At 47.1% G+C, this 23519-nt stretch carries 14 protein-coding genes; 10 read left to right on the forward strand and 4 right to left on the reverse strand.

Annotated features, from left to right (window positions below):
- Positions 1-69: 69 nt before the first annotated feature.
- On the forward strand, positions 70-519 hold the full coding sequence (locus tag AHMF7616_RS20025; protein WP_147275737.1) for a hypothetical protein: 450 nt from the start codon (positions 70-72) through the stop codon (positions 517-519).
- A 171-nt stretch (positions 520-690) separates the two neighbouring features.
- Here the strand turns inward: AHMF7616_RS20025 and AHMF7616_RS20030 are convergent, their stop codons facing one another.
- From AHMF7616_RS20030 to AHMF7616_RS20050, 4 genes are all read right to left on the reverse strand, one after another.
- Entirely contained in the window at positions 691-1581 is an 891-nt protein-coding gene (locus AHMF7616_RS20030) for a glycoside hydrolase family 16 protein (RefSeq protein ID WP_115374496.1), read from the reverse strand.
- Between the two features lie 1063 nt (positions 1582-2644).
- Positions 2645-3952, reverse strand: coding sequence for an MFS transporter (locus AHMF7616_RS20040; protein WP_115374498.1), 1308 nt, complete (start codon positions 3950-3952; stop codon positions 2645-2647).
- A 52-nt stretch (positions 3953-4004) separates the two neighbouring features.
- Complete coding sequence (locus AHMF7616_RS20045; protein ID WP_115374499.1) at positions 4005-4649, reverse strand: bifunctional 4-hydroxy-2-oxoglutarate aldolase/2-dehydro-3-deoxy-phosphogluconate aldolase; 645 nt, start codon at positions 4647-4649, stop codon at positions 4005-4007.
- A complete protein-coding gene (locus AHMF7616_RS20050; protein WP_115374500.1) occupies positions 4646-5659 on the reverse strand; it encodes a 2-dehydro-3-deoxygalactonokinase in 1014 nt (337 codons plus the stop codon). Before AHMF7616_RS20050 ends, AHMF7616_RS20045 begins: the two co-directional genes overlap by 4 nt.
- 529 nt (positions 5660-6188) lie before the next feature.
- Between AHMF7616_RS20050 and AHMF7616_RS20055 the strand changes: the two genes are divergently transcribed.
- The 9 genes from AHMF7616_RS20055 to AHMF7616_RS20095 all read left to right on the forward strand — a co-directional run bounded on the left by AHMF7616_RS20055 (position 6189) and on the right by AHMF7616_RS20095 (position 23142).
- Positions 6189-7214: a LacI family DNA-binding transcriptional regulator gene (locus AHMF7616_RS20055; protein WP_115374501.1), complete on the forward strand. Its 1026-nt coding sequence runs from the start codon at positions 6189-6191 to the stop codon at positions 7212-7214.
- Between the two features lie 169 nt (positions 7215-7383).
- Positions 7384-8625: a mandelate racemase/muconate lactonizing enzyme family protein gene (locus AHMF7616_RS20060; protein WP_115374502.1), complete on the forward strand. Its 1242-nt coding sequence runs from the start codon at positions 7384-7386 to the stop codon at positions 8623-8625.
- Between the two features lie 122 nt (positions 8626-8747).
- Positions 8748-10004, forward strand: coding sequence for a galactonate dehydratase (gene dgoD / locus AHMF7616_RS20065; protein WP_115374503.1), 1257 nt, complete (start codon positions 8748-8750; stop codon positions 10002-10004).
- Positions 10005-10670: 666 nt separating this feature from the next.
- Positions 10671-13802, forward strand: coding sequence for a SusC/RagA family TonB-linked outer membrane protein (locus AHMF7616_RS20070; protein WP_115374504.1), 3132 nt, complete (start codon positions 10671-10673; stop codon positions 13800-13802).
- A gap of 45 nt (positions 13803-13847) precedes the next feature.
- Positions 13848-15404: a SusD/RagB family nutrient-binding outer membrane lipoprotein gene (locus tag AHMF7616_RS20075; RefSeq protein ID WP_115375704.1), complete on the forward strand. Its 1557-nt coding sequence runs from the start codon at positions 13848-13850 to the stop codon at positions 15402-15404.
- A gap of 77 nt (positions 15405-15481) precedes the next feature.
- Positions 15482-16843 carry an enolase C-terminal domain-like protein gene (locus AHMF7616_RS20080; RefSeq protein ID WP_115374505.1) on the forward strand — a complete coding sequence of 454 codons (1362 nt, stop codon included), beginning with the start codon at positions 15482-15484 and terminating at the stop codon, positions 16841-16843.
- A 156-nt stretch (positions 16844-16999) separates the two neighbouring features.
- Entirely contained in the window at positions 17000-20092 is a 3093-nt protein-coding gene (locus AHMF7616_RS20085; RefSeq protein ID WP_115374506.1) for a SusC/RagA family TonB-linked outer membrane protein, read from the forward strand.
- 21 nt (positions 20093-20113) lie between these two features.
- The gene (locus AHMF7616_RS20090) at positions 20114-21580 is read left to right on the forward strand and encodes a RagB/SusD family nutrient uptake outer membrane protein (protein WP_115374507.1); all 1467 of its coding nucleotides are present in this window, start codon (positions 20114-20116) and stop codon (positions 21578-21580) included.
- A 104-nt stretch (positions 21581-21684) separates the two neighbouring features.
- Positions 21685-23142: a glycoside hydrolase family 140 protein gene (locus tag AHMF7616_RS20095; RefSeq protein ID WP_115374508.1), complete on the forward strand. Its 1458-nt coding sequence runs from the start codon at positions 21685-21687 to the stop codon at positions 23140-23142.
- Positions 23143-23519 lie beyond the last annotated feature (377 nt).

Consider the following 23519-nt stretch of genomic DNA (forward strand, 5'->3'; position numbering starts at 1 on the left):
GAATATATATAATTATTTATGGAATCTAGCGCGAAGTGCAATCATTAATAATATGCAATTGATGAAGTTATGCGCCGTGCTAAAAGAAAGATTCTATACGTTCCAGGACTTATAAGTTTGACCTTATTAATTTACTGCTGCTACTTTTATCTGGAAAGTCACCGCATTTTTCGGCAACAATCTATGATTGAAGTTAGCTGGTGGAATCCTAAATCAAGGTTTTTCATGGGCGCAAATCCTTATAAGCCTCAACCCATAAGAAATTACATCACTTATAGGTTAACCGGCCAAGTAAACCAAGATAAAGAAACGCTTCATTTAGCTCAAGCTGAAATCAGAAAACAAAAAATACAGAATGATACTTTAAATGGGGTTCATTTTTACTTTGAGGATAAAGCCAAATACCGGAGTTTAGTAAAAGTATTTGACATTTGCTTAGAGGAAAATGTCAAATACTTTTACCATTCCAAAGTGATATCTGGATTTTCAACTTCCCGAAACCTAAAGAAGAATTTATAATTTGCGATATGTACAATCGGCCCGATAGCAATTACTTATCAGACGAAGAAATAGAAGCACAAAAAAAGAAAGAGATGGATTTTATCATCAACTCCTTGCAACAATTTTGGCCATCTCTTATTATCTTTCTGCTGTTCCCAATTTCTATCTTACAACAGAAAAGAAGAAATATTACTTCGTAATCTTTACCCAATCCACCAGTACTTTGCCTTGGCCGTTTTTAATTTTTTGTACCGTAGCTTCCGGGATGCCGTTGTAAAGGGTTTTTACGCCGTTGGTTTTATAAGGGTAAGCGCCACCTAAAGCCAGGTTTACAATTAAGTACTTGGGATTATCAAAAGTCCATTTGCCGTAATGTTCTACCATGGGGCGGGTTGCCCGGTATATAACAGCATCGTCTACTTTAAAAACCAGCGAATCCGGAGTCCAATCGACGGAGTACACGTGCCATTGGGTAATATCCGTGCCTGGTTTTAAAAAGCCTTTGTTTACCAGGGGAGTTTCGCCGGAGTAACCCGGGCCGTGTAAAGCAATACCGGTCCAGTCGGGTTCACCTACGTTTTCCATAATATCAATCTCGCCGTTATCAGGCCATTTACCGTCGCCCATGGCCCAAAAGGCCGGCCAGAAACCGGCACCGGCTGGTAACTTCATGCGGGCCGAGGCGGTACCGTAGGTAAAATCCACCTTTTTGCGCGTATCTATTCTACCGGAAAGAAAATCAAACTTTTTCCCGTCTTTGGTTACAAACCCCGGACTAAATTGCGGTTGCAGTACCAGTACGCCATTTTTTGCTCCCGCCGTTTCAGTTGGTTTTTTAGAAATAGACACGGTAGCCGCCGAATCAACGTAGGCTTGCTGTTCGTTATTTACATGAAAGCCCGTTACAATTACATTCCACTTGGTACGATCCAGGGTAGCGCCCGAAAAATCGTCGAAGAAAACTACCTTTTCTTTAACTGCGGATTTTACTGTATTGGATTTCGGGTTTTGGGCAAAAAGCGACAAGGAACATGCAAGTACCGAACAGGTAAAGAGTGCTTTCGTTTTATAATGGGTCATTCAGAAGGAGGGGTAAAGATTTTTAAAATTTTTAAATTTTTGCGTTTAAAGCTTGTTGCTTGAGCTTTTACGCGCATGGTAAAATTAACAGGCAAAGTATTAATTGCTTTTATTTTGGCTACACTTCCGCTACTTAGCCGGTACTTCAAAACTACTTCATGTTTCTGTTTTCGGGTTTCCGGAAGTTTTACCAAGCAGCGCACAAGTTAATAGCGCTTGAAACTAGTGTTTTTGTTTGCATGGTTATAGCTGTTGCTTCCGCTACCTATTTATTATCGTTCGCATAGTTGCGGAATTTAGTTTCATTTCTAGTTCATTCTTGTTCGCATAGTAGCGGCAGTAGCTTTATTTCTAACTGATTGTCGTTCGCATAGCTAGCGGAGTTGCTTTATTGCTTAGTGGAGTTGTTTCATGGCTTGTGTATTTGTTCTTTTTGTCTTGACACAAAAAGAACCAAAAAACGCAAGACGCTAAAAACTCGCGGAACAACAGAACAGTTTAGCGTCAACTTCTGCACCAGGCTAAGGCTGTTTGTTGCATAGCTAACAGGCAAAAATTTAAAAATTTTCGTCATTCAGGAGGAACCTATTTAGCTACACAGCAAGGAAGCTTCATTTAGTAATGCCCGCTTCTGTATTACAATAATGCATCCGCCTAATTTGTTGATAAAAGTTCCCCTTCGGAGGGGATAGGGGGAGAATGATTACCACGATAATATATTGGTAACTGGCGCCTGGTAAATGGTAAAGGTAAAAAAGCTCCCCGCCTCAGATGAGGAGGGATTGGGGGTGGTTGATTTCAAATAAACCGAACCTAAATCATAGACCCGTTTGGTTCAGGAGCGCAATTTTTCTATGGTTCCGGTCCACAACAACCTGCAGCAGAGCGAGGAATGGAAAAAAGCAATAGCGGCATCTCCTCCCCTGTTTTTAGAGGAGGTCGCGCAGGGGGAGGGGTGAACGCTACCACCCGCGAGGCAAACGAACTACATGTCCAGCTAGGTAGCACCCCAAATAGAAACTAAAAAAGGCTCCAAAACCAAAAGAAGCACTATCCGGAAAATTTACACTAATTGGTAAGCTTCTACTTTTTTCGCTTTGCGGGTGAGTACATGAATAATCAGCCAGGCGGTTAAATACGTAAACCCACAGATGGTAAATAACAAATTATAGCCGCCGGCTAAGTTTCCCTGGGCTTTGTAGGTATCGAGTAAATAACCCACCAGAATCGGAAAAAGAATGCCCCCAACGGCTCCGGCCATGCCCCCAATTCCCACTACCGAGCTAACCGCCTCCTTCGGGAACATATCCGAAGCCGTCGTGAAAATGTTAGTCGCCCAGGCCTGGTGCACGGCTACGGCTAAACTAATCAGGCCCACGGCTACCCACACGTCGGTGGCAAACTGGGCCAGAATAATCGAGACCTCTAAAACGGCAAAAATGAACAAAGCGGTTTTCCGGGCTTTTAAAGTAGGCATTCCTTTTTTAATGAGCCACGACGAAAAATACCCACCCCCAATGCTGCCCACCGTAGTAGCCAGGTAAATGAGCATCAGCGGTAAACTCGGTTTTTTTAAATCCAGGTTAAACGTAGAAGAAAAATAAGACGGCAGCCAGAATAAAAAGAACCAGTATATCGGGTCAATTAAACCTTTGCCAGTAACAAATGCCCAGGTTTGCGGAAACGTAAATAATTTATACCATTTTATATATTGGCCCGTGGCTGGCTGAGCCGCAGTTCCTTCTTCCTGGCCACTGGTAATAAAGTGCAACTCGGCGACCGATAACCGTTTTTGCCGCGCGGGCACTTCGTAAAAGAGAAACCAGAAGATTAACCAGACAAAGCCTAAAGCCCCGGTAATCCAGAAAACTTCCTGCCAGCCATGATATTTTAAAATCCAGGGCACGATGATGAGCGCCATAACTACCCCGATGCTGGTACCGGCGTTAAAAATACCGGTAGCTTTGGCCCGTTCGCTTTTCGGGAACCACTCGGCGACGGCTTTCATGGCGGCCGGAAAATTGCCGGCTTCGCCGAGGCCCAAACCTACCCGGGCCAGTCCAAAACCAAAAGCACTGCGGGCTACGGCGTGCAGCATAGCGGCTACGCTCCAGACCACTACGGTAATGGTGTACCCCAGCTTCGTCCCGATTTTATCAATTACCCGTCCCGATATTAGCAGTCCCACCGCGTAGGCAGCGGTAAAGGCCATAACAATGCGGGCAAAATCGGTTTCGGTCCAATTAAATTCTTTTTCCAGGGTCGGTTTTAATAAACCAATAATTTGCCGGTCGAGGTAATTAATGGTGGTAGCGGTAAAAAGCAAAGCAACAATAACCCAGCGGTAATTTCCAATCTTAGGACCCGGCATAAAGTTGAGTTTATTAAATATTTTGGTTTAAAGGTTTATATAAGATCAACGGTTAGGCGCCGGTATGATATTCCCGCACAAAGGCTTCGAAATGTGCTTTTAGCGCTGACCAGTTTTCTTCCTGAATCATTTTTTTATCAAACAGCTGGCTGCCAATACCAAAACCATCGGCGCCCGCTTGTAAAAATTGCGCCAGGTTGTTTAGGTTTACGCCCCCGGTGGGCATTAATTTTACCTGGTCCAACGGAGCTTTTACATCTTTAATGTATTCCGGACCCAACGCCGTTGCCGGATAAACTTTTACCATACGCGCGCCCAAAGACCAAGCCCGGTAAATTTCGGTGGGCGTATAAGCTCCCGGGAAAATGGGAATATCTTGCTCTACACAACTCCGGATTACTTTTTCATCTATAATCGGCGTTACAATAAACTGCGCTCCGGCGGCCAAAGCGCGTTGTAAATCAGCTTCGGTGCAAACCGTACCGGCACCTACGTTTAAAGAACCGCCGTATTGGGCCAGCGCATAAGCAATCATTTCTGCTACCCCGGGAGTGTTCATGGTTATCTCGATGGTGGTAAAACCAGCCGCCAGGTAAATGGGCAAAATTTGCCGGATACCGTCGAAAGATATGTTCCGGACTATGCCCACTAAAGGCATTTGCCGGAAGCGCTCCTGCGAAAATTGGTGTACATTCATTTAGTAGGTTTTATTAACGGTACTTGCTGCTGTTGAAAGATGGTGACTTGCCCCGCGATAGTGGCTTTATCAATGAACTCCGGCGGAATAATAATGGTATCGTTCAGTAGCTGCAATTCTTCCAGGGCCAGCTTATAAAATTTAAATAAATTGCTACCACTGCTTAAAATAATAGGGGCAGCTTCTTTTGGCAATAAACTCCTTAACTCCGTGCCGATGAGTAAACCGCTTAAATAATAGAAATTTTGTTTTTTGGTAAGGTTCCGGAATAATTGGTTGGTTCTAACGGTAAATAAGCCGTGTAAAATAGTAGAGTTACCCGATTCCCGGACCCCGCTTCTAAAGCCGTTTAACTCGGGTTCTTTTATTTCGGCACTGTCCGGACTTTCGATCGAATCTTTTAAAATACTGGCACCGGCCATTAAATTAAAAATTTCGCCGGTCATAAAAGTTTGGAAGCTGATTACCTGCTGCTGCCGGACCGTAATGTGTTTGGAGTGCGTACCCGGAAAGATAAAAATAGATTCGCCGGTAATTCCCGCCAGATCCATTAAGTGAATTAAGCCTACTAACTGCGTTTCTTCGCCGCGCATAACGTCTCCATCGGTCCGGATGCCGGAAATCAGCAACAAGTCGTGCGGAAAATCGGGCTGGCGTTCGAAATGCCGGATGCCCGCCTGGCTGCCATCTACGGCAAACGGTAATTCGGCGTACGGCAGTTCTTCCAGTCCCAGCGAAGAAGAGGCCATGCCGGAAAGCACCAATGGGGTAGCATCTAAGTTGGTGTGCAGTTTAGCGGCCAGATTTTGAATGTGGTGGCGCAGCTGCTCCTGAAAAAACTGTTTCCGGGAAACGCCGTTGGTTTTAGCTTGGTTTTTCCAGGCGTTAAAGGTACTGGCAATACCTTCCGGATTGATTACTTCGCCTAAAATCTGCCGGGTATCTTTATTTACCAATCGTAATCGAAAAGACGAGGTTCCCCAATCACAACATAATAAAGTATGGCTCATGTAATGGTTTGTTTGTTGCTGTATGAGTAGGAGTACGCTAAAACGGTTCGCGGGTAGTTTGCCAATATTGAATCATTAAAGAATTATCATGGTGTGAAAATCACTTTCGCCAAAAGGCTTACGAAAGGCCAGGCAGAGGCACGATGGTTCTTTAATGAATAGCCAATATATTAAGCTTAATCGTTAAAACAATATCCGGGCGATTATAATTTAAAATTTATTTATTATTTACCGTTAAGTTAAGCTGCCTCTTTTTTCTTCTCCCAAATCTTTCTTGTTTTATTTTAAAAAGCGCAATACAACAACCCTATTTACTGTTAATTTATCAACAAAAAACCCATATACTACATCATACCAGTAATTTATTCAATATTTTTGAATTTTATTGTCTTTTTTTTAAATTTTCGTGAGGATTAAAGCTTGCATCCCTTAAAATTTAATAAATTTTACAAAATAAATCTGGAAAGCTTTTTTTGTTTAAACGATTAAATTAAGTTTGAAATAAGCCTCCTGTTTCTATTCTTGCCAGATGAATAAAAAAGTTTCTCTTAAAGACATCGCGCAAAAAGCCGGCGTTTCTACCGCCTTAGTGTCTTATGTACTGAGTGGCAAAGAAAAAGAAAGCCGGGTAGGTCAGGAAATGGCTATTAAAATCAAGCAAATAGCCAAAGAGCTGAATTACCAGCCCAACCACCTAGCTAAAAGCCTGCGCAGCGGCAAAACGCACACCATCGGGTTAATTATCGCCGATATCTCTAACCCGTTTTTCGCCAATATCGCTCGGATTGTAGAAGACGAAGCCAAAAAATCAGGCTACACGGTTATTATTGGCAGCTCCGACGAAAACCCCGACAATTCCTGGGATTTACTCAATGTTCTGCTGAACCGCCAGGTAGATGGTTTTATTATTGTTTCTTCGGAAAACTCGCAAAACCAAATTTATTACCTGAAAGAACAACACGTTCCTTTTATTTTACTCGACCGCTATTTCCCGGAAATTCAGGCTGACTTTGTATCCATCAATAATTTTAAAGCAGCGTACGATGCGGGCGTACATTTAATAAAAAATAACTACCGCCGGATTGGGTTTATTGGCTACAAGTCGCAGCTTTTTCACATGCAGGAAAGAATTCGGGGTTACCAGCTAGCTTTAAAAGAACACAAAATTACGCCGCACAAAAGCTGGTTAAAAGAAGTCCGGATTCAGCACATCGAAAAAGAAGTCCGGCTGGCCATGGATGAATTTATGGCGGCTGAAGCACCGGTTGACGCCATTATTTTTGCGACTTACAGTTTAGCCACCAACGGCCTTAAATATTTAAACGAGCTCCAATTAAAAGTACCGGCCGATGTAGGCATCGTTAGTTTCGGGCAGGCCGAGGTATTTGATTTGTATTACTGCCCCATTACCTATTTACACCAGCCCATCGGCGATTTAGGCAAAACCGCGGTGGAGCTTTTGATAAAAAAATTAAAAAATCCGGACGAAGGCATGCGGCAGGTGTTAATGGAAGCCAAACTTATCAGCCGCGAATCTTCCAGAGCGAAAGAATAGGATTTTTTTAAATTTTAGCTTAATCGATTAACGATTTTTTAGGGTTTACTATTGCTTATTTAATTACCGCGGTAAAATCAGCTTATACATTTTAATATCCAGCTGATTATAAACGTTTTAGCAATCGAACATCGAACAACGAATAACGAGCAAAACTTACATACACATTATGCAACGAAGACATTTCCTGAAGTCCGCCATGCTGGGGTCCGCCGCCGTTTTGGCCGGTTTCCCGCTCATTAAAGCCGAGGCCGCTTCTAAAATGAAAATTACGAAAATCCGGTACTACAGCGCACCGGGTTACAACAAGCCCTTGTTTAACCAGGCCCGGGGCATTGTGGAAATCGAAACCAGCGGCGGCATTATCGGTATTGGCGAAGGCGGCTCCCGGGACATGATTGAGCAATGCGCCCAGATGATGATTGGCGAAGATCCTTTCCGGATTGAGCATATCTGGCAAACCTTGTACCGGGGCATGTTTTACCCGCCGGGCCGCGAAAAACTACACGCCCTGGGTGCCCTGGAAATGGCCTTGTGGGATATTAAAGGCAAAGCCTTAAACGTGCCGGTCTACGATTTACTCGGCGGCGCCACCCGCGATTATGTAGAATGCTATGCTACCGGGTTCCGGGCCTCTAAAGCCAAAGACGAAGAACAACGGGCCCGCGACTGCATCGAAGCGGGCTTACGCGCTTACCGCATTGGTCCCACCGGCGGCAACGGCGACGCCCCGTTTGATTTTTACGAAAACGCCAAGAAAACCATTGAGTTCTCGAAACGCATCGATGCGGCGGTAGGCGGCGGGGGCAAATGGGCCATTGATTTACACACCCGCTTTGATACGCCCGAAGCCATTAAAATATGCACCGCTTTGGAAGAGTTAGAACCTTTTTTTGTGGAAGACCCGATTCGCTCGGAAAACCCGGATGTATTCAAAACCTTGCGCCCCATGCTGAAAGTGCCGCTAACCGTAGGCGAGCAATTCGGCGACCGCTGGGATATTAACACTATGATGGAACAGCATTTAATTGATTACTCCCGGGTAACCCTGCCCAATACCGGGGGCATTACCGAATTTAAAAAAATCACGTCCATCGCCGAAACCCACTACGTCGGTATGATTCCGCATTTCACGGGGCCTTTGTCTACGGCGGCGCTGGTGCATACTTTGGGTTCCAGCAGCCCGATCCGGGCCATGATCGAACTGGCCGGGGGCGAGCCCGAGAAAATACCTTATTTCAACGATGATTATGTACTTTTTAAAAACGGCAAGCTTTACCTCAATCCGGCTCCGGGTTTAGGCGTGAAGTTCAACCCGAAAAAAGCTGATTTTGTGTTGGAAGTTACTGCTAATACCAAGTTCCCGCACCCAATTCTGCATAGCCCGGATGGCGCAGTGCATAATTGGTAAGCCACCTAGGTAGTATTTGATAGCTTACCGAGTACCTGTTAATAAGATAATTCCGGGTTAATAAAGCTGGTTGCCGATCCGGAATTTTAAAAAATAGAAGGATAATTTTTAAGCAATACTAAATGAAATCTTCTACGAATAATTCTGGTATTTCCCGACGAAAAGCGATTCAGTCGGTTTTGGGAGTAGCGGGTTTGGGCTTAACGCTGCCAGCTTCGTCGTACGCGTATGCTGCTCCGCCGCCACCCACCTACTACCGCGAAAAAGTTAAAATTACCCGCCTGGAAACTTTCCTGATTAAGCCTCGCTGGATTTTTCTGCGCATTCACACCGATGCTGGCGTGGTAGGTTTAGGCGAACCGTTGCTGGAAGGCCGGGCGCTTACCATTCAAACGGCCATTAAAGAAGTAGAACCTTACTTAATCGGCAAAGACCCGCGGCAGGTAGTGCACCATTGGCAGGCCATTTACCGCCACGCTTTTTACCGGGGCGGCCCCATTTTAACCAGCGCCTTAAGCGGCATCGACCATGCTCTATGGGACATTAAGGGCAAATTGCTGAACGTGCCGGTGTACGAGTTGCTGGGTGGCCCTACCCGCGACCGGGTGCGCGTATACGGCCGGGCCAGCAATGCCGAAGACATGAAGAAACGCGTGGCCGAGGGGTATAAAACCATTAAAACCGGCGTGGCCAAAGAAAACCAAATTCCGGCCCGTATCGTCGAAAACCCCAAGTTCATCCAGTACGCCGCCGATAATTTTGCTTCGCTGCGGCAGGCCGGCGGCAAAGACATGGACATAGGTATTGATTTTCACGGAGCTATTTCGCCGCAAACGGCTAAAGTTCTCATTAAAGAATTAGAGCCTTTTCAGCCGATGTTTGTGGAAGAGCCCTGCCAGGCGCAAAATGTAGATACCATGGCCGAAATCGCGCACGGCACGCATATCCCGATTGCCACCGGCGAACGCATTTTTACCAAGTGGGGCTTCCGCGAAATCTTGGAGAAAAAAGCCGCCAGCATTTTACAACCCGATTTATGCCACGCCGGCGGTATTACCGAAGGCCGTTTAATTGCCGGTATGGCCGAAGCGTATTACGTTCCCATTGCGCCACACAATCCCATGGGCCCAATTTCTTTAGCGGTTGGTTTGCAGCTGGCTGCCAGCATTCCTAATTTTTTGGTACAGGAACAAGTATCCTTGGGCGAAGGATATTTAAAAAAACCATTTAAACTGGAGAAAGACGGCAACGTGCTGGTGCCCACCGGACCAGGTTTAGGCGTGGAACTCGACGAAGACCAGATTAAAGAAAAAATGGGCCACGACTGGAAAAATCCGGAATCATACGACCCCCGCGACGGCTCCGTGGTAGATTGGTAAACCCAATAAAATTTTACTCCCGGAACCAACCAAACCGTCGGTATAGCCTTAACTGGCGAATAAACAACAGAGTTGCCGGACCCGGATTTTACAGCGCCAACGCTACGTCTTTCCTGAATGAGAAACAAAACTTCTCCCGCTACGGGCCATTTTTACCCGGAATAATAATCCCGCTCGCTTAAACAGATACTATTTTAAATTTTAGCACCTGAACAGAATGTAACCAGAATTACGAATCAGTAAAGAATTTCAATCAGAAACTTGCTTTCGTAACGAAATAAGAAATTGAAGTAGTTCTGACGTACCCGTGAAGTAATAAAGTGGTACTTGTAATAATTTTTTTAATGAATTCTTACAACTATCCTTGATTAAAATAGCAATCAGGTTTTAAATGAAGTACGGGTTTGCTAATAGCTTTTACCGGTTTATTACGGCTGCAAAAGCCCTTTAAAATTTAAAAAATAAAAGCTCCGGTAAGTAGATAAAGGCGTGTGCTGGAATCCCCGTCCTGGTTCTTTAAGAAACGGATACCCGATAGAATATACCTTAAAATATCAAAAATGTTTTTTCGGATACCCTTGATTGTAAGAAATACAGATAAGCCTTGCCCAAGGAGATAGTACTGCACCTTTTGATTTTGTGTCAAATAAAAATATTCAGCTAATGATGAAAAAAGCTTTACAACTCATTTTAGTGCTTCTGATGCTGTGCTGGCTTCCGGCGCAGGCCCAGAACGATCAGATAACCGGCCGCGTAACCGGTCCTGATAAAGTAGGTTTACCGGGCGTAAGTATCCAGATCAGCGGAACCAACCAAGGTACCGTTACCGATGCCGACGGAAAGTTTACCCTTGCTGCTCCGGGCAACGCCACGCTCATTTTCTCTTACATTGGGTACACCAACCAAACCGTAAACGTGAACAACCGCTCCGTGCTGGATATTACTTTATCTTCGGATACCAAAGCCCTGGACGAAGTAGTAGTAACGGCGCTGGGTATAAAAAGAGAAGCTAAAACCCTGGGCTACGCTACCGCCACCGTTAACGCCGACCAGATTGCCGTGAACCGCACGCCCAACGTCATGAGTGGTTTGCAAGGAAAAATGGCCGGCGTGAATATCTCCACCATGGCTACCGGCCCAGGCGGCACGAGTAAAATCCGGATCCGGGGACAATCGTCGTTTGGCAACCAGAACAGCCCGCTCATTGTAATCAACGGCGTTCCGGTAGATAACTCCAACTATGCCTTAGGCGGCAATTTTGGCAACCGCATTGCCAATAACTCCGACGGCGGCGACGGCCTGCAAAGCATTAACCCCGACGATATTGAATCCATGACCGTGTTGAAAGGCGCTACCGCCGCCGCTTTGTACGGTTCCCGGGCGAAAGACGGGGTAGTAATGATTACCACCAAAAGCAAAGGCGAAGGCAAAGGGCTAGGCATTGAATACAACACCAACTTTACCACCGAAACCCCGCTCGATTTCTCGGATTTTCAGTACGAATACGGGCAGGGCGAAGGCGGTGTCCGGCCCCAGGCGCCTAATCCCTTATCCGGCGTATGGAGCTTTGGCGAAAAGTTTCAGCCCGGCATGACCCAGATTTTGTTCGACGGTGAAACCTGGCCCTACGAACCGGTGCGCAACCGCATCCGCAAATTTTACAACGTAGGCACGAACTTTACCAATACGGTACGGGTATCGAACAACGGCGAAAACGGCGGCTTTAGCTTATCGTTCGCCAACCTCGACAGCAAGAGCATTGTGCCGAATTCCAAGTTCAACCGCAAAACCATTAACCTGGGCTTTAACCAGAATATTTCTAAAAAACTGTCTACCTCGGGTAATTTAAACTACTCCAACGAGTACAACAGAAACCCGCCCCAGATTAACGGTCAGGAATTTGCCACGCCTACCGTAGTTATGACTTTGGCCAACTCCATGCCTTTTGAAGCCTTGGAGCAAAACCAGTTATTGCCGAATGGTTACGAGTTTCCGTTTGCCCGCTTTCTGGTGCGCAACAACCCGTACTACGCCGTTAACCAGCATTTCGAAAACATTCGCCGCGACCGGATTTTCGGGAATATTGCATTAAAATACCAGTTCACGGATTGGCTGTACCTGCAGGGCCGCATTGCCCAGGATTATTACTCCCGCGACCAGGATTATAACGTGCCCAACGGTTACGCCGCTATTGCGCCCGCTCCGGTTGGTTTTATCAACGGCAGCTATACCCAGGATGTCCGGCGGTTCCGGGAACGCAACTACGATTTTATACTGGGCGGTAACCGCACCTTTGGCGATATTGGGGTAGATGTGACCTTGGGCGGCAATACCCGTTATGTGCGCACCGATTATAACAGCGTAACCGTGCAGGACTTTATTCAGCCGGGCCTATACACCGTGATGAACGGCCGGGTGAAAAATCCTTTCTACAGCTTATCCGAACGTAAAGTAAATTCGTTGTACGGCGCGGCTACTTTTTCTTTCCGGGAATTTTTATACCTGAACGTTACCGCCCGCAACGACTGGTTCTCGACTTTAGCGCCGCAAAACCGCAGCATTTTGTACCCATCGGTTACCGGTAGTTTCGTGTTCTCGCAGGCTTTCGAAAGTTTACCGGCCTGGCTTTCCTTCGGTAAGTTACGGGCCGCTTACGCCGAAGTGGGCGACGACAACGTAGCGCCTTATTCCAATGCTTTGTATTACAGTGTCAACAACAACTTATTCCCGAATCCGTCGGGCCAGGTAGTACCGGTGGGCGGCATCAACACGTCTACCATTCCGAACCCGAACCTGAAACCTTTGCGCGTAGCCGAAGCCGAAGTGGGTTTAGAATTAAAATTATTTAACAACGCCATTGGTTTCGACATTGCTTACTACCGCAAAATAACCAACGATCAAATTCTGGCCGCCCAGGTTTCTGATGCGTCGTCGTACACCAACCGCTTAATCAACGTGGGTAAAAGCATGAACAAAGGCGTGGAAATGCTCATCTCGGCTTCGCCGGTAAATACCCCGGCTTTTAAATGGGACGTCAGCTTTAACGCTTCGTACAACACTTCCGAAGTATTAACCCTGGGCTTAAACGCCGCCGACACCATGATTGTGGTGGGTGGTTCTGGGGGTACAACGTTACGCCAGGTAGTAGGCAAACCCATTGGCCAGTTGTATACTTTCAGCTACCTCCGCGACGACCAGGGCCGCCAGGTGTTTAATAAAACCAGCGGTACGCCGGTACGGGGCGGGCTGATAAACGTGGGCAGTGCTTTACCGAAATACTTTGGCGGTATCACCAACACTTTCACCTTTAAAGGCGTGAGCCTTTCTACCCTCATCGACTTTAAGCTGGGCCACAAAATGATTGGCGGCTCCAACATGAACTACCTGCGCCACGGCTTACACAAGCGTACCTTAGTAGGTCGCGCCGAAGGCTACGTAATTGGTCAGGGCGTAAACCCCGACGGCGAAGTAAATACGGCCCGTTCGCCGGTGCAGCCTTTCTACGAGTGGCCCAACGCCAACGGGGTATTCGAGGATTTTGTGTACAACGCCGGCTTCTGGAAATTGCGCCAGATTACGCTCAGCTACGATTTCACGAAGTTTTTACCTAACAAATTTTTCATCAAAGGTTTGCGTTTCAGCGCCGTGGCCAACAACGTGGCCGTGCTGAAAAAATGGACCGAAAACATGGATCCCGAACAGGTAAATAACGCCTCCGATAACCAGACCGGTTTAGATTTCTGGCCGAGCTTGCCTTTAACCCGCAGTTTAGGATTTAACCTCAATGTTAAATTTTAAAATTCAAGGCTAAAAAGATTAATGAACAGCAAAAGATCTGGAATCATGAAAAATTTTAAAATTTATATAATAGGCCTGCTTACCATTTTTGGAAGCTTGTCTGGTTGCGACGAAGGGTTCGACGAACTGAACACCAATAAAGTAGACCCCACTACGCTAACGCCTTCTTTCCTGATGAATAATGCCATTATCAATACCTCGTTTCAGGATGGTTTTGGTACGCTGGTGCATTTGTCGTACACTTTCCCGATTGTGCAGCAAATTGTAACGCCGTTTGGCAGCTCGCTATCCGGGGGTAATTACAACCAGAACAACGTGGATAATACCGCCCGCATCTGGACGACTTATTACCGGACCGTGGTGCGCGATATTGTGGATGTGATTCAAAAAACCCAGGGTGTAGAAGCCAGCTCCAACACCTACCACGCGGCCCGGATCTGGAAAGCCTACGTTTTTCAGATGCTCACCGATACCTACGGCGATGTACCTTATTTTGAAGCGGGTAAAGGTTTTTCCGAAGAAATTATTTCCCCGAAATACGACTCTCAGGAAGCTATTTACAAAGATATTTTAAAAGAACTCGACGAAGCTTCGGCGGCGTTAGACGCGGCCAAAACCGCCGACCCTACTGATATCTTGTACGGCGGCAACGTTATTAAATGGAAGCGTTTTGGCTACTCGCTGATGTTACGCGCCGCCATGCGCCTGACCAAAGCCGACCCCACCCTGGCCCAAACCTACGTAGCCAAAGCCGTGGCCGGGGGAGTGATGCAGGCCAACGCCGATAATGCGGCCACTCGCCACACGGCGCTGTACGTAAACTGGCTCGCCGACCATTTAGGCGCCCGCGAAAAAGCTAATTATTACTTAGCCGCGCCGTTTGTAGATTATTTAAAAACCACCAACGATCCGCGGTTAAAAGCCATTGCCGTGCGCTACGTAGGCGCCAAAAGTGGTTCGGAGCAGGTAATTGCCCGGGCCACTACCGACCCTTCCCAACAGATTGGCATGCCCATGGGCTACGATAACGTTTCTATTGCGCAAACCTTTCCTACTTTAGGCGTGGCCAGCTTGTGGGATTTTTCGCAGGTAAACATTAACACGGTGCTTAACCGCACCGCCGCGCCCACTTACCACGTAACGCATGCGCAAACCCAATTGCTCCTGGCCGAAGCCGCGGTAAGAGGTTGGGTTACCGGCGACCCGGCTACTTATTTTACCAACGGCGTAACCGCCAATCTGGAACAATTTGCCGAATACGGCGCCAATGCCGCTATTCCTTCGGCGGATATTCAGGCGTATGTGCAGGCGCATCCGCTGGATGTAAGCACTACCGAAAAATCGCTGGAGCAAATTAATACGCAATACTGGGTGGCCTCCTTCCTGAACGGATCGGAGTTGTTTGCCAATTTCCGCCGCAGCGGCTATCCGGCGCTGGCTCCCAATCCGTATCCGGGCCGCGAAATCACCGAAGAAGCGTTTATCCGGCGCCTGAATTACCCCGATACCGAACTGGTGGTGAACCAGGCCAACGTGAACGAAGCCTTAACCCGGCAAGGTCCGAACAAACTGGATGTGCGGGTATGGTGGGATAAAAAGTAATTATACCTGCCGGAGCCGGCTCCACGGCTCCGGTCTTACTCTTTTTTTTAAAAAATACATAATAAACACCCCTATTAATGGAAAAATTAAACAAAGAAGTACTGGAAAGCCGAAGAGAGAATTTAAAAAAGTTAGGCTTAGGCGCTGCGGCCGGCGTTTTAGGTTTATTTGGCACCCCGGAAAGCCGCGCCGAACAACGGGTTACCCCGGCTTATGCCAAAGGCATGAAACCCGTAAAAATTAAAAGTGTGAAAGCCATTGGTACAGCTCCCCAAGGCTCTAATTTAATTGTAGTACGGGTAGATACCACCGAACCGGGTTTATACGGTTTCGGCTGCGCCACTTTTACGCAACGCGCCGAAGTAGTGGTAACGGCCATTAACAACTACCTGAACCCCTTATGTACCGGCAAAGATGTCGATAATATTGAAGATGCCTGGCAATCGGCGTACGTGAGTTCGTACTGGCGCAACGGACCGGTTTTAAATAATGCATTGAGCGGCCTGGACCAAGCTTTGTGGGATATTAAAGGCAAGCGGGCCGGTATGCCGGTACACCAGTTACTGGGCGGTAAAGTACGTTTCGCGGTGCCTTGTTACACCCACGCCAACGGTAAAACCCCCGAAGAAACCGCCAACGATGCCAAACGCATTATGGATAGCGGCTTTAAATACGTGCGGGTACAACAAGGCGGCTACGGTGCCACGGCTATTTCGTCTAAACCGGATTTTAAAGATGCCGGGTTTGGCGGAGCCGATGACCAGTACATGAACCAAACATCTTACATGAAATCGGTGCCGAAGTTGTTTGAAGCCACCCGGAAAGTTTGCGGCGATGAGGTAGAAATCCTCCACGACATTCACGAACGCCTGGACCCGATGGATTCTATTAACATGATTAAATCCCTGGAAGATTACCGGCCATTCTTTATTGAAGATCCGTTCTCCCCGGAAAACCCCAAGTGGTTCCAGCTGCTGCGCCAGAACACCACCGTTCCGATTGCCATGGGCGAGTTATTCAACAACCAGAACGAATGGAAAGAAGCCATGATTAACCAATGGTTCGATTACATCCGCATCCACGTGTCGCAGATTGGCGGGATTACTCCGGCCATGAAAGTAGCGCGCTTGGGCGAGTGGTTCAACGTAAAAACCGCCTGGCACGGTCCCGGCGACGTATCGCCGGTAGGCCACGCGGCGCAATGCCACATGGACTTAGCTATCTGGAATTTTGGGATTCAGGAAGCGGTGAGCTTTAACGACAAAACACTGGAAGTATTCCAGGGCTGCCCCACCATGAACAAAGGCTATATGTCCGTGAATGAGGCGCCGGGTTTAGGCGTAGAAGTAAACGAAAAAGCCGCTGCCAAATACCCGATCTCCAACAAAGCCGGCAACTGGCAGGTCCGTAAATTCGACGGTACCATAATTCGGCCTTAAAAAGCACATTTTTTTAAATTTTAAATTCTTAACTCCCCTAAACCACAAAGTCAGTTGCTGAAACAGATTGTAATCATCCGGAAGCGCAATTGATTTTGTGGTTACACCAAACACGTGTAAATATTTAAAAATTCACCCTAAATAATGAAGTAATTTATGAAAATCCCTTACAATTTAGGCGCGGGCCGACCCCGGTTTTCGCGTTTAGCCTTAGTACCGGCCTTGGTACTGGCTTTAGCCCTGCAGGCCCAGGCTGCTCCGGAGCATAAATTTTTATCTGCTAAGCACAGCATAGTGGCCGAAACTTTAACCGGCTCGGTAAAAGATACCAAAGGCGTAGGTTTACCTGGCGTAACCGTTTTACTAAAAGGTACCAGCACCGGTACTACTACCGATGCTTCCGGTAATTTTACTTTGCAGGTCCCGAGTTTATCGGGCACCCTGGTGTTTTCATTTATTGGCTATTCGGCGCAGGAAGTACCAATTACGGGTACCGGGCCGTTTAATGTAACCCTGCAAGATAATGCCAAATCGCTGGAAGAAGTAGTGGTCGTGGGTTACGGTACCCAACGCAAAACCGACGTAACGGGCGCTTTAACCTCTATCTCCACCAAAGAATTTGCCCAACAACCCGTTACCCGCATCGATCAGGTTTTACAAGGCCGCGCGGCGGGGGTACAAGTAACCCAGGCTGGTGGCGCGCCGGGTGGCGAAGCCCGCGTCCGGATCCGGGGCGCCAACTCGGTATTGGGTAACAACGACCCGCTGTACGTAGTAGATGGTTTTGTTGGCGCGGATTTTACCACCGTAAACCCCAACGATATCGAAACCATCCAGGTATTGAAAGATGCCGCTTCTACGTCTATTTACGGGAGCCGGGGCGCCAATGGGGTAGTTATTATTACCACTAAAAAAGGCACCAAAGGCGGCTTTAACGTAACCTACGAAGGCCAGGCTTCTACCTCCGAAGTAATTAAAAAATGGGATGTTTTAGGTGCCGGTGATTTTGCCGATATCACCAACCAGCGTTCCGTTGCTTTAGGCTCAGCCCCCATTTTTACCCAAGCGCAAATAGATGAATACCGGGCTAATGGTGGTACCGATTGGCAAGACCTGGTTTTCCGCCGGTCCTGGGGCCAACAACATCAGTTAAGCGTTTCGGGGGGCAACGAAAAAACCACCTTCCTGATTTCCGGTAATTACCTGAACCAAAATGGCATTATCGAGAATACGGGTTACAAGCGGTATATTATTCGCTCAAACGTAAACTCCCAGCTGAATGATAAAATTTCGTTACGGTTAAACGTATCGGGTTCCCGCGTTCAAAACCACAATACCGGCTTACCCAGCGGCACCGCCAACCCGGTAGTACAGGCGCTGGCCTGGTCGCCGACTACCCAACCGTACACGGCTACCGGCACCATCACTTCTTCCGACCCGGTAGGTTCCGTAGCGACCAACCCGGTGGCGCTGTTGTACGACCGGAATTTTGACGTGGACCGGAATATTGCCAACATTGTGGGCGGCGCTAATTTTAAATTACCCGTAAACGGATTAGCTTTAGATTTGCAATACGCCGTAAATTATGTAAACGGCCAGGGCAAATACTTTAACGGCATGGATGTAACCCGCGGCAACCCTAATGCCAACCGTACTTCCAGCGAACAAATTACCCTGCAAAGCACCAACTCCTTAACGTATAACCGTACTTTTAACGAAGTGCATAACATTAATGCCGTAGCTGTTTTCGAAACCCAACAATTTACCGATAATAATTTCTCGGCTACCGGTAATACGTTAAAGTTTCCTTCGCTGGGTTACTATAATTTACCTTTAGCGGGTTCTTACACGGTTGGTTCCGGCTTTACCAAATGGACGCTTTTATCCTTACTGGGCCGGGTAAATTACTCGTATAAAGATAAATACCTATTAACGGCGGCAGTAAGACGCGATGGTTCTTCGAAGTTTGCCCCAAGCAACCATTTCAGTGTTTTCCCTTCCATAGCCGTAGGGTATAACTTAGCCGAAGAAGATTTTTTAAAAAATACCAATCTTTTCAGCACCTTAAAAATCAGAGGCAGTTGGGGCATGACGGGTAGCCAGGCTATTCCTCCTTACGCTACCTTATCGGCTTATAACCCCAATGCTCCGGTTGCTTTTAATAATAACAGCATCACCAGCGGTATCCAACTGGGTAACCCGGGTAACCTGAACCTGAAATGGGAAACTACGAAGCAGAGCGATATAGGACTGGAAATGGGCTTCCTGAATGGCCGGGTTACTTTTGAAGGCGATTACTTTGTGAAACATACCACCGACCTGCTGTTAAATCAATCTTTGCCGGCTTACGTGGGCGGCGGCACGCAAACCATTAACATCGGCGAAATCGAAAACAAAGGGTTTGAATTTTCTTTGGGTGCTACCGTTCTGGAATCCGATGGCCTTAACTGGACCAGTAACTTTAACATGTCGACGGTGAAAAACCAGGTAGTGAGCCTGGGAGGCATTGCCCCCCGGATTCCGCAGGGTACCAACGTTGGCGCTGGTATGTCTACTACCAACGAGTTCATGTTGGTTCCGGGCCGATCTTTAGGCTCTTACTGGGGAATTAATTACCTGGGTACCTGGAAACCCGGCGAAGAAGAAGCCGCTAAAGTGTTTAACGCCAAGCCCGGCGACTCCCGCTACGAAGACGTAAACAATGATGGCAAAATAACCACCGACGATTTTAAAATAATCGGGAAAGGTATTCCAACTACCACCGCCGGCTGGAACAACACATTCACTTATAAATCTTTAACCTTAAACGTGTTCTTCCAGGGTGTATTCGGCATCGACAAATTAAACTATACCCGCGCGGCTGCCATGTCGGGTAGCGGCGATGCCCGCCAGTACATTCTCTCGGAAATTAAAGACCGCTATATTCCCGGGGTTAACGAAACGTCCAACATCCCGGCGTTTAGCTCTACCAACGTGGTTTATACCCAGTCGAGCCGGTTTATCGAAAACGGTAATTACGTCCGTTTAAAAAACGTGAGCTTAGCTTATAACTTACCCGCTTCGGTAATTGGCAAAGGCAATATTAAAGTATTTGCCAGTGGTACCAACTTATTTACCATTACCAAATACAAAGGCATCGATCCGGAATCCAGCAACATTGGCGCTTCCACCGATACCGCTCAAGGCATCGACTACGGGGCGTACCCTAACTCCAAAACCTATACTGTAGGCCTTAATTTATCTTTTTAATAACTTATTAGTCAGACTAAAATGAAAAAATTAAATATATTATTACTGGCGGTGCTATTAGCGGCCGGTTCCGGCTGTAAAGATTACCTGGACGAAGAAACCAACGGGGCTTTATTAGGTGCCGAAGCCTTAAGTACGCAGCAAGGTTTGGAAGCGGCTTTAACCGGCGCGTACAAAGGCTGGCAAAATACCTGGGGCACCGGTTTTGTGCACGCTACGGCCATTGCGGCCACCATGGGCGGCGACGATGTAACCACGCATAAAGCCAGTAACAAATCTGATTTCCGGGAGTTCGACCAGTTTAACGTACCGGCTACCAACCAAAGAACCCAGGCCTTATACAGTGGCTGTTACAAAGCCATTCAGGGAGCCAACAACGTAATCGCGAATTATAAAAACACCTCCGGCGACGCCAATACCATTAACACCATTGCCGGCGAAGCCCACTTTATCCGGGCGGTATCGTATTACTGGCTTACGCGCCTTTACGGCAGCATTCCGCTGATTACGCAGGCCGAATTCTCGAATAAGTTGTTAACCATTGGCAAAACCGCGCCCGCCGACGTGTATAAGTTAATAGAAGCCGATTTGCTGGAAGCCGAAAAGCTGGTTCCGGACACCAAACGCGATCCGGGCCGGCCGAACAAAGGAACCGTTAAAGCTTACTTAGCCGATGTGTACCTCACCGAAGCAGGTTATCCGTTAAAGCAAACCGAAAAATACGCCCTGGCCGCGGCTAAAGCTAAAGAAGTAATCGATAATAAAGCCACGTACGGTTTCGATTTACTGCCTACCTACGCCGCTGTTTTCGAGAACGATCCGGCTAAAAATGGTACCGCCGAAACCGTTTTTCAAATTTCTACTAACCAGGGCAACGGTTCTACTACCAACGCGAATTACGGCTGGTCGGCCATGCCGGGCGAGGAAACCGGTTGGGATGATTACTTCGCCGAAATCAACTTTTTTAACAATTTCCCGGCGGGTCCCCGCAAAGACGCCACTTTCCGGACTACTTTTAAGAAAACCGATGGCACCACCATTTCGTGGGAACAAAGCCAGACCCAGCACCCGTATTACCAGAAGTATTACATTAAAGGCGAGGTTAAAAACTGGGCTTCGTCGGTACCGGAATCCATGATGCGCTACGCCCACGTGCTCACCATTTACGCCGAAGCCCAAGCCCGCGCCACTGGTAACCCCGACGAACTAGCCTATACTTCTATTAACGCCATCCGGACCCGGGCCGGCTTGGAGCCTTTACAAGGCTTATCCGGACCGGATTTTGCGGCGGCCGTGGTGCAGGAACGCGCCTGGGAATTTGCCGCCGAAAGAACCCGCTGGTTTGATTTAGTGCGCCTGGAAATGGTAGAAACCGCTAACGCGAGTAAAAATGCCAACGATTTACAACCGATTGGGGGCATTGCCAAAGAAGATTATACCTTCCCGCTGCCATTCTCCGAAACTTCGGTTAATCCTAACTTAAAATAATTTTAAGTTTTTAACTGATTATTTTAAAAAAGCATAGCTATCTTACTAGGTTAAAACCCGAACCGGTAGCTATGTTTTTCTAATTTTTACGCTCCTCTTTAACCATGAAGCAAACTTTTTTACTTATTACTTTTTTAATTTGTTTAGTGCCCACTATTCTCCGGGCGCAAATAAAAGTAAGTGCCGATAAGAAATATTTAACGACCAAGGATGGCAAACCTTTCTTCTGGCTGGGCGATACCGATTGGGAATTATTTCACCGGCTTACCCGCGAAGAAGCCGAACAATTGCTGGATATCCGGAAACAACAAGGTTTTAACGTAATCCAAGCCGTAGCTTTGGCCGAGTTTAATGGCGTGCGCGAACCCAACCGCTACGGCGATACGCCCTTACTAAACAACGACCCAACCAAGCTGGCCATTACCCCCGGCTCCGACCCGAACAACACCGAACAATACGATTACTGGGATAACGTAGATTTTGTAATTAAAAAAGCCGCCGAGAAAGGCCTGTACATTGGCTTGCTGCCCACCTGGGGCGATAAAGTAACTCCTAAATGGGGCGATGGCCCGGTCATTTTTAATCCGGAAAATGCCGAAGCATACGCTACTACCCTGGCCAACCGGTATAAAAACCAATGGAATATTATCTGGATTTTGGGCGGCGACCGGCCGGCCAAATACAAATCCGATCGCGAAGGAGAAATGAAAGATTACGACCAGGTACCCGTTTGGCGGGCTATGGCCAAAGGCATAGAAAGCGTAATGGGGAAAGAGGTTTTCATTACTTATCACCCCTCCGGTGGTCCTAATTCTACTTCGCAGCAAATTCACCAGGAAGATTGGCTGGACATGAACGCGTTTCAATCGGGCCACGGTTCCCGCGAAGCCAAAGCCTGGGATTACGTTACCCGCGATTTAGCGCTTACTCCTAAAAAACCTACCCTGGACATGGAACCTTGTTACGAAGACCATCCGGTAAATCCCTGGGATGGTAAATGGACTAGGGCCCGCGGTTATTTTACGGCTTATGATGTACGCGCGCGCATTTACCGCGGTGTTTTTGCCGGGGCTGGCGGCGTTACTTACGGGCACCACAGTATCTGGCAATTCCTAAACCCGAAACTGTACAAAACCATTAACGTCGGCGATACTTTGGTAACCTGGCAACAAGCTATGAAAGCGCCGGCGGCTGGGCAAATGCAATTTTTAAAAAATTTGATGTTATCACGGCCTTATTCATCCCGTGTAATGGATCAAAGCTTAATTGTTTCGGATAAAGGCAACACGTACGTAGATATAATAACAGCTACCCGCGACGAGCAAGGCGCTTACGCCCTGGTATATTTACCGCAGAACAAACCCGTAACGGTTGACTTGGCTAAAATTTCCGGCAAAGAAAAAGCTGTTTGGTGGTACGACCCCCGGACCGGCAATGCCACCAAAGGCAAAAACGTAAGCACTACTGGTAATCAAAGGTTCACGCCCCCTACTACTGGCAAAGACTGGGTGCTGGTAATCGACGATGCTTCTAAAAAATTTAAAATGCCGGGTAAGTTGTAATCCCAATTATTATTTAAAGGAAGGTACAAACCTGTTTTTTTAAATTTTCAAGTTTTTGATTGCCTTTAAACCTCCCCTACTCCTCTAACAGGGGACTTTTTACCTGAGTTTAATAATTAAAAATACTATCCGAATAGGGCAAAGGGGGAATAAATATAAATTTTTTTTGTTAACCATGCAACAGATAATATGCTATCGTAAAAGATAACAGTAGAATGTTTTGTTGTTTAAAAGTAATTGATAATAGCTTTTACGAAAAGAACAGCTGCATTACCTTCCCTGTTTTCAGGAAAGGTGCTTTTGAGGCAAAAGGGTGAATCCCACAGCAATGAAAACAATTAAATTATAGCATCAGTCCGGCCAGAGGCCTCCTAAAT

Source organism: Adhaeribacter pallidiroseus, from assembly GCF_003340495.1.
Taxonomy (GTDB): domain Bacteria; phylum Bacteroidota; class Bacteroidia; order Cytophagales; family Hymenobacteraceae; genus Adhaeribacter; species Adhaeribacter pallidiroseus.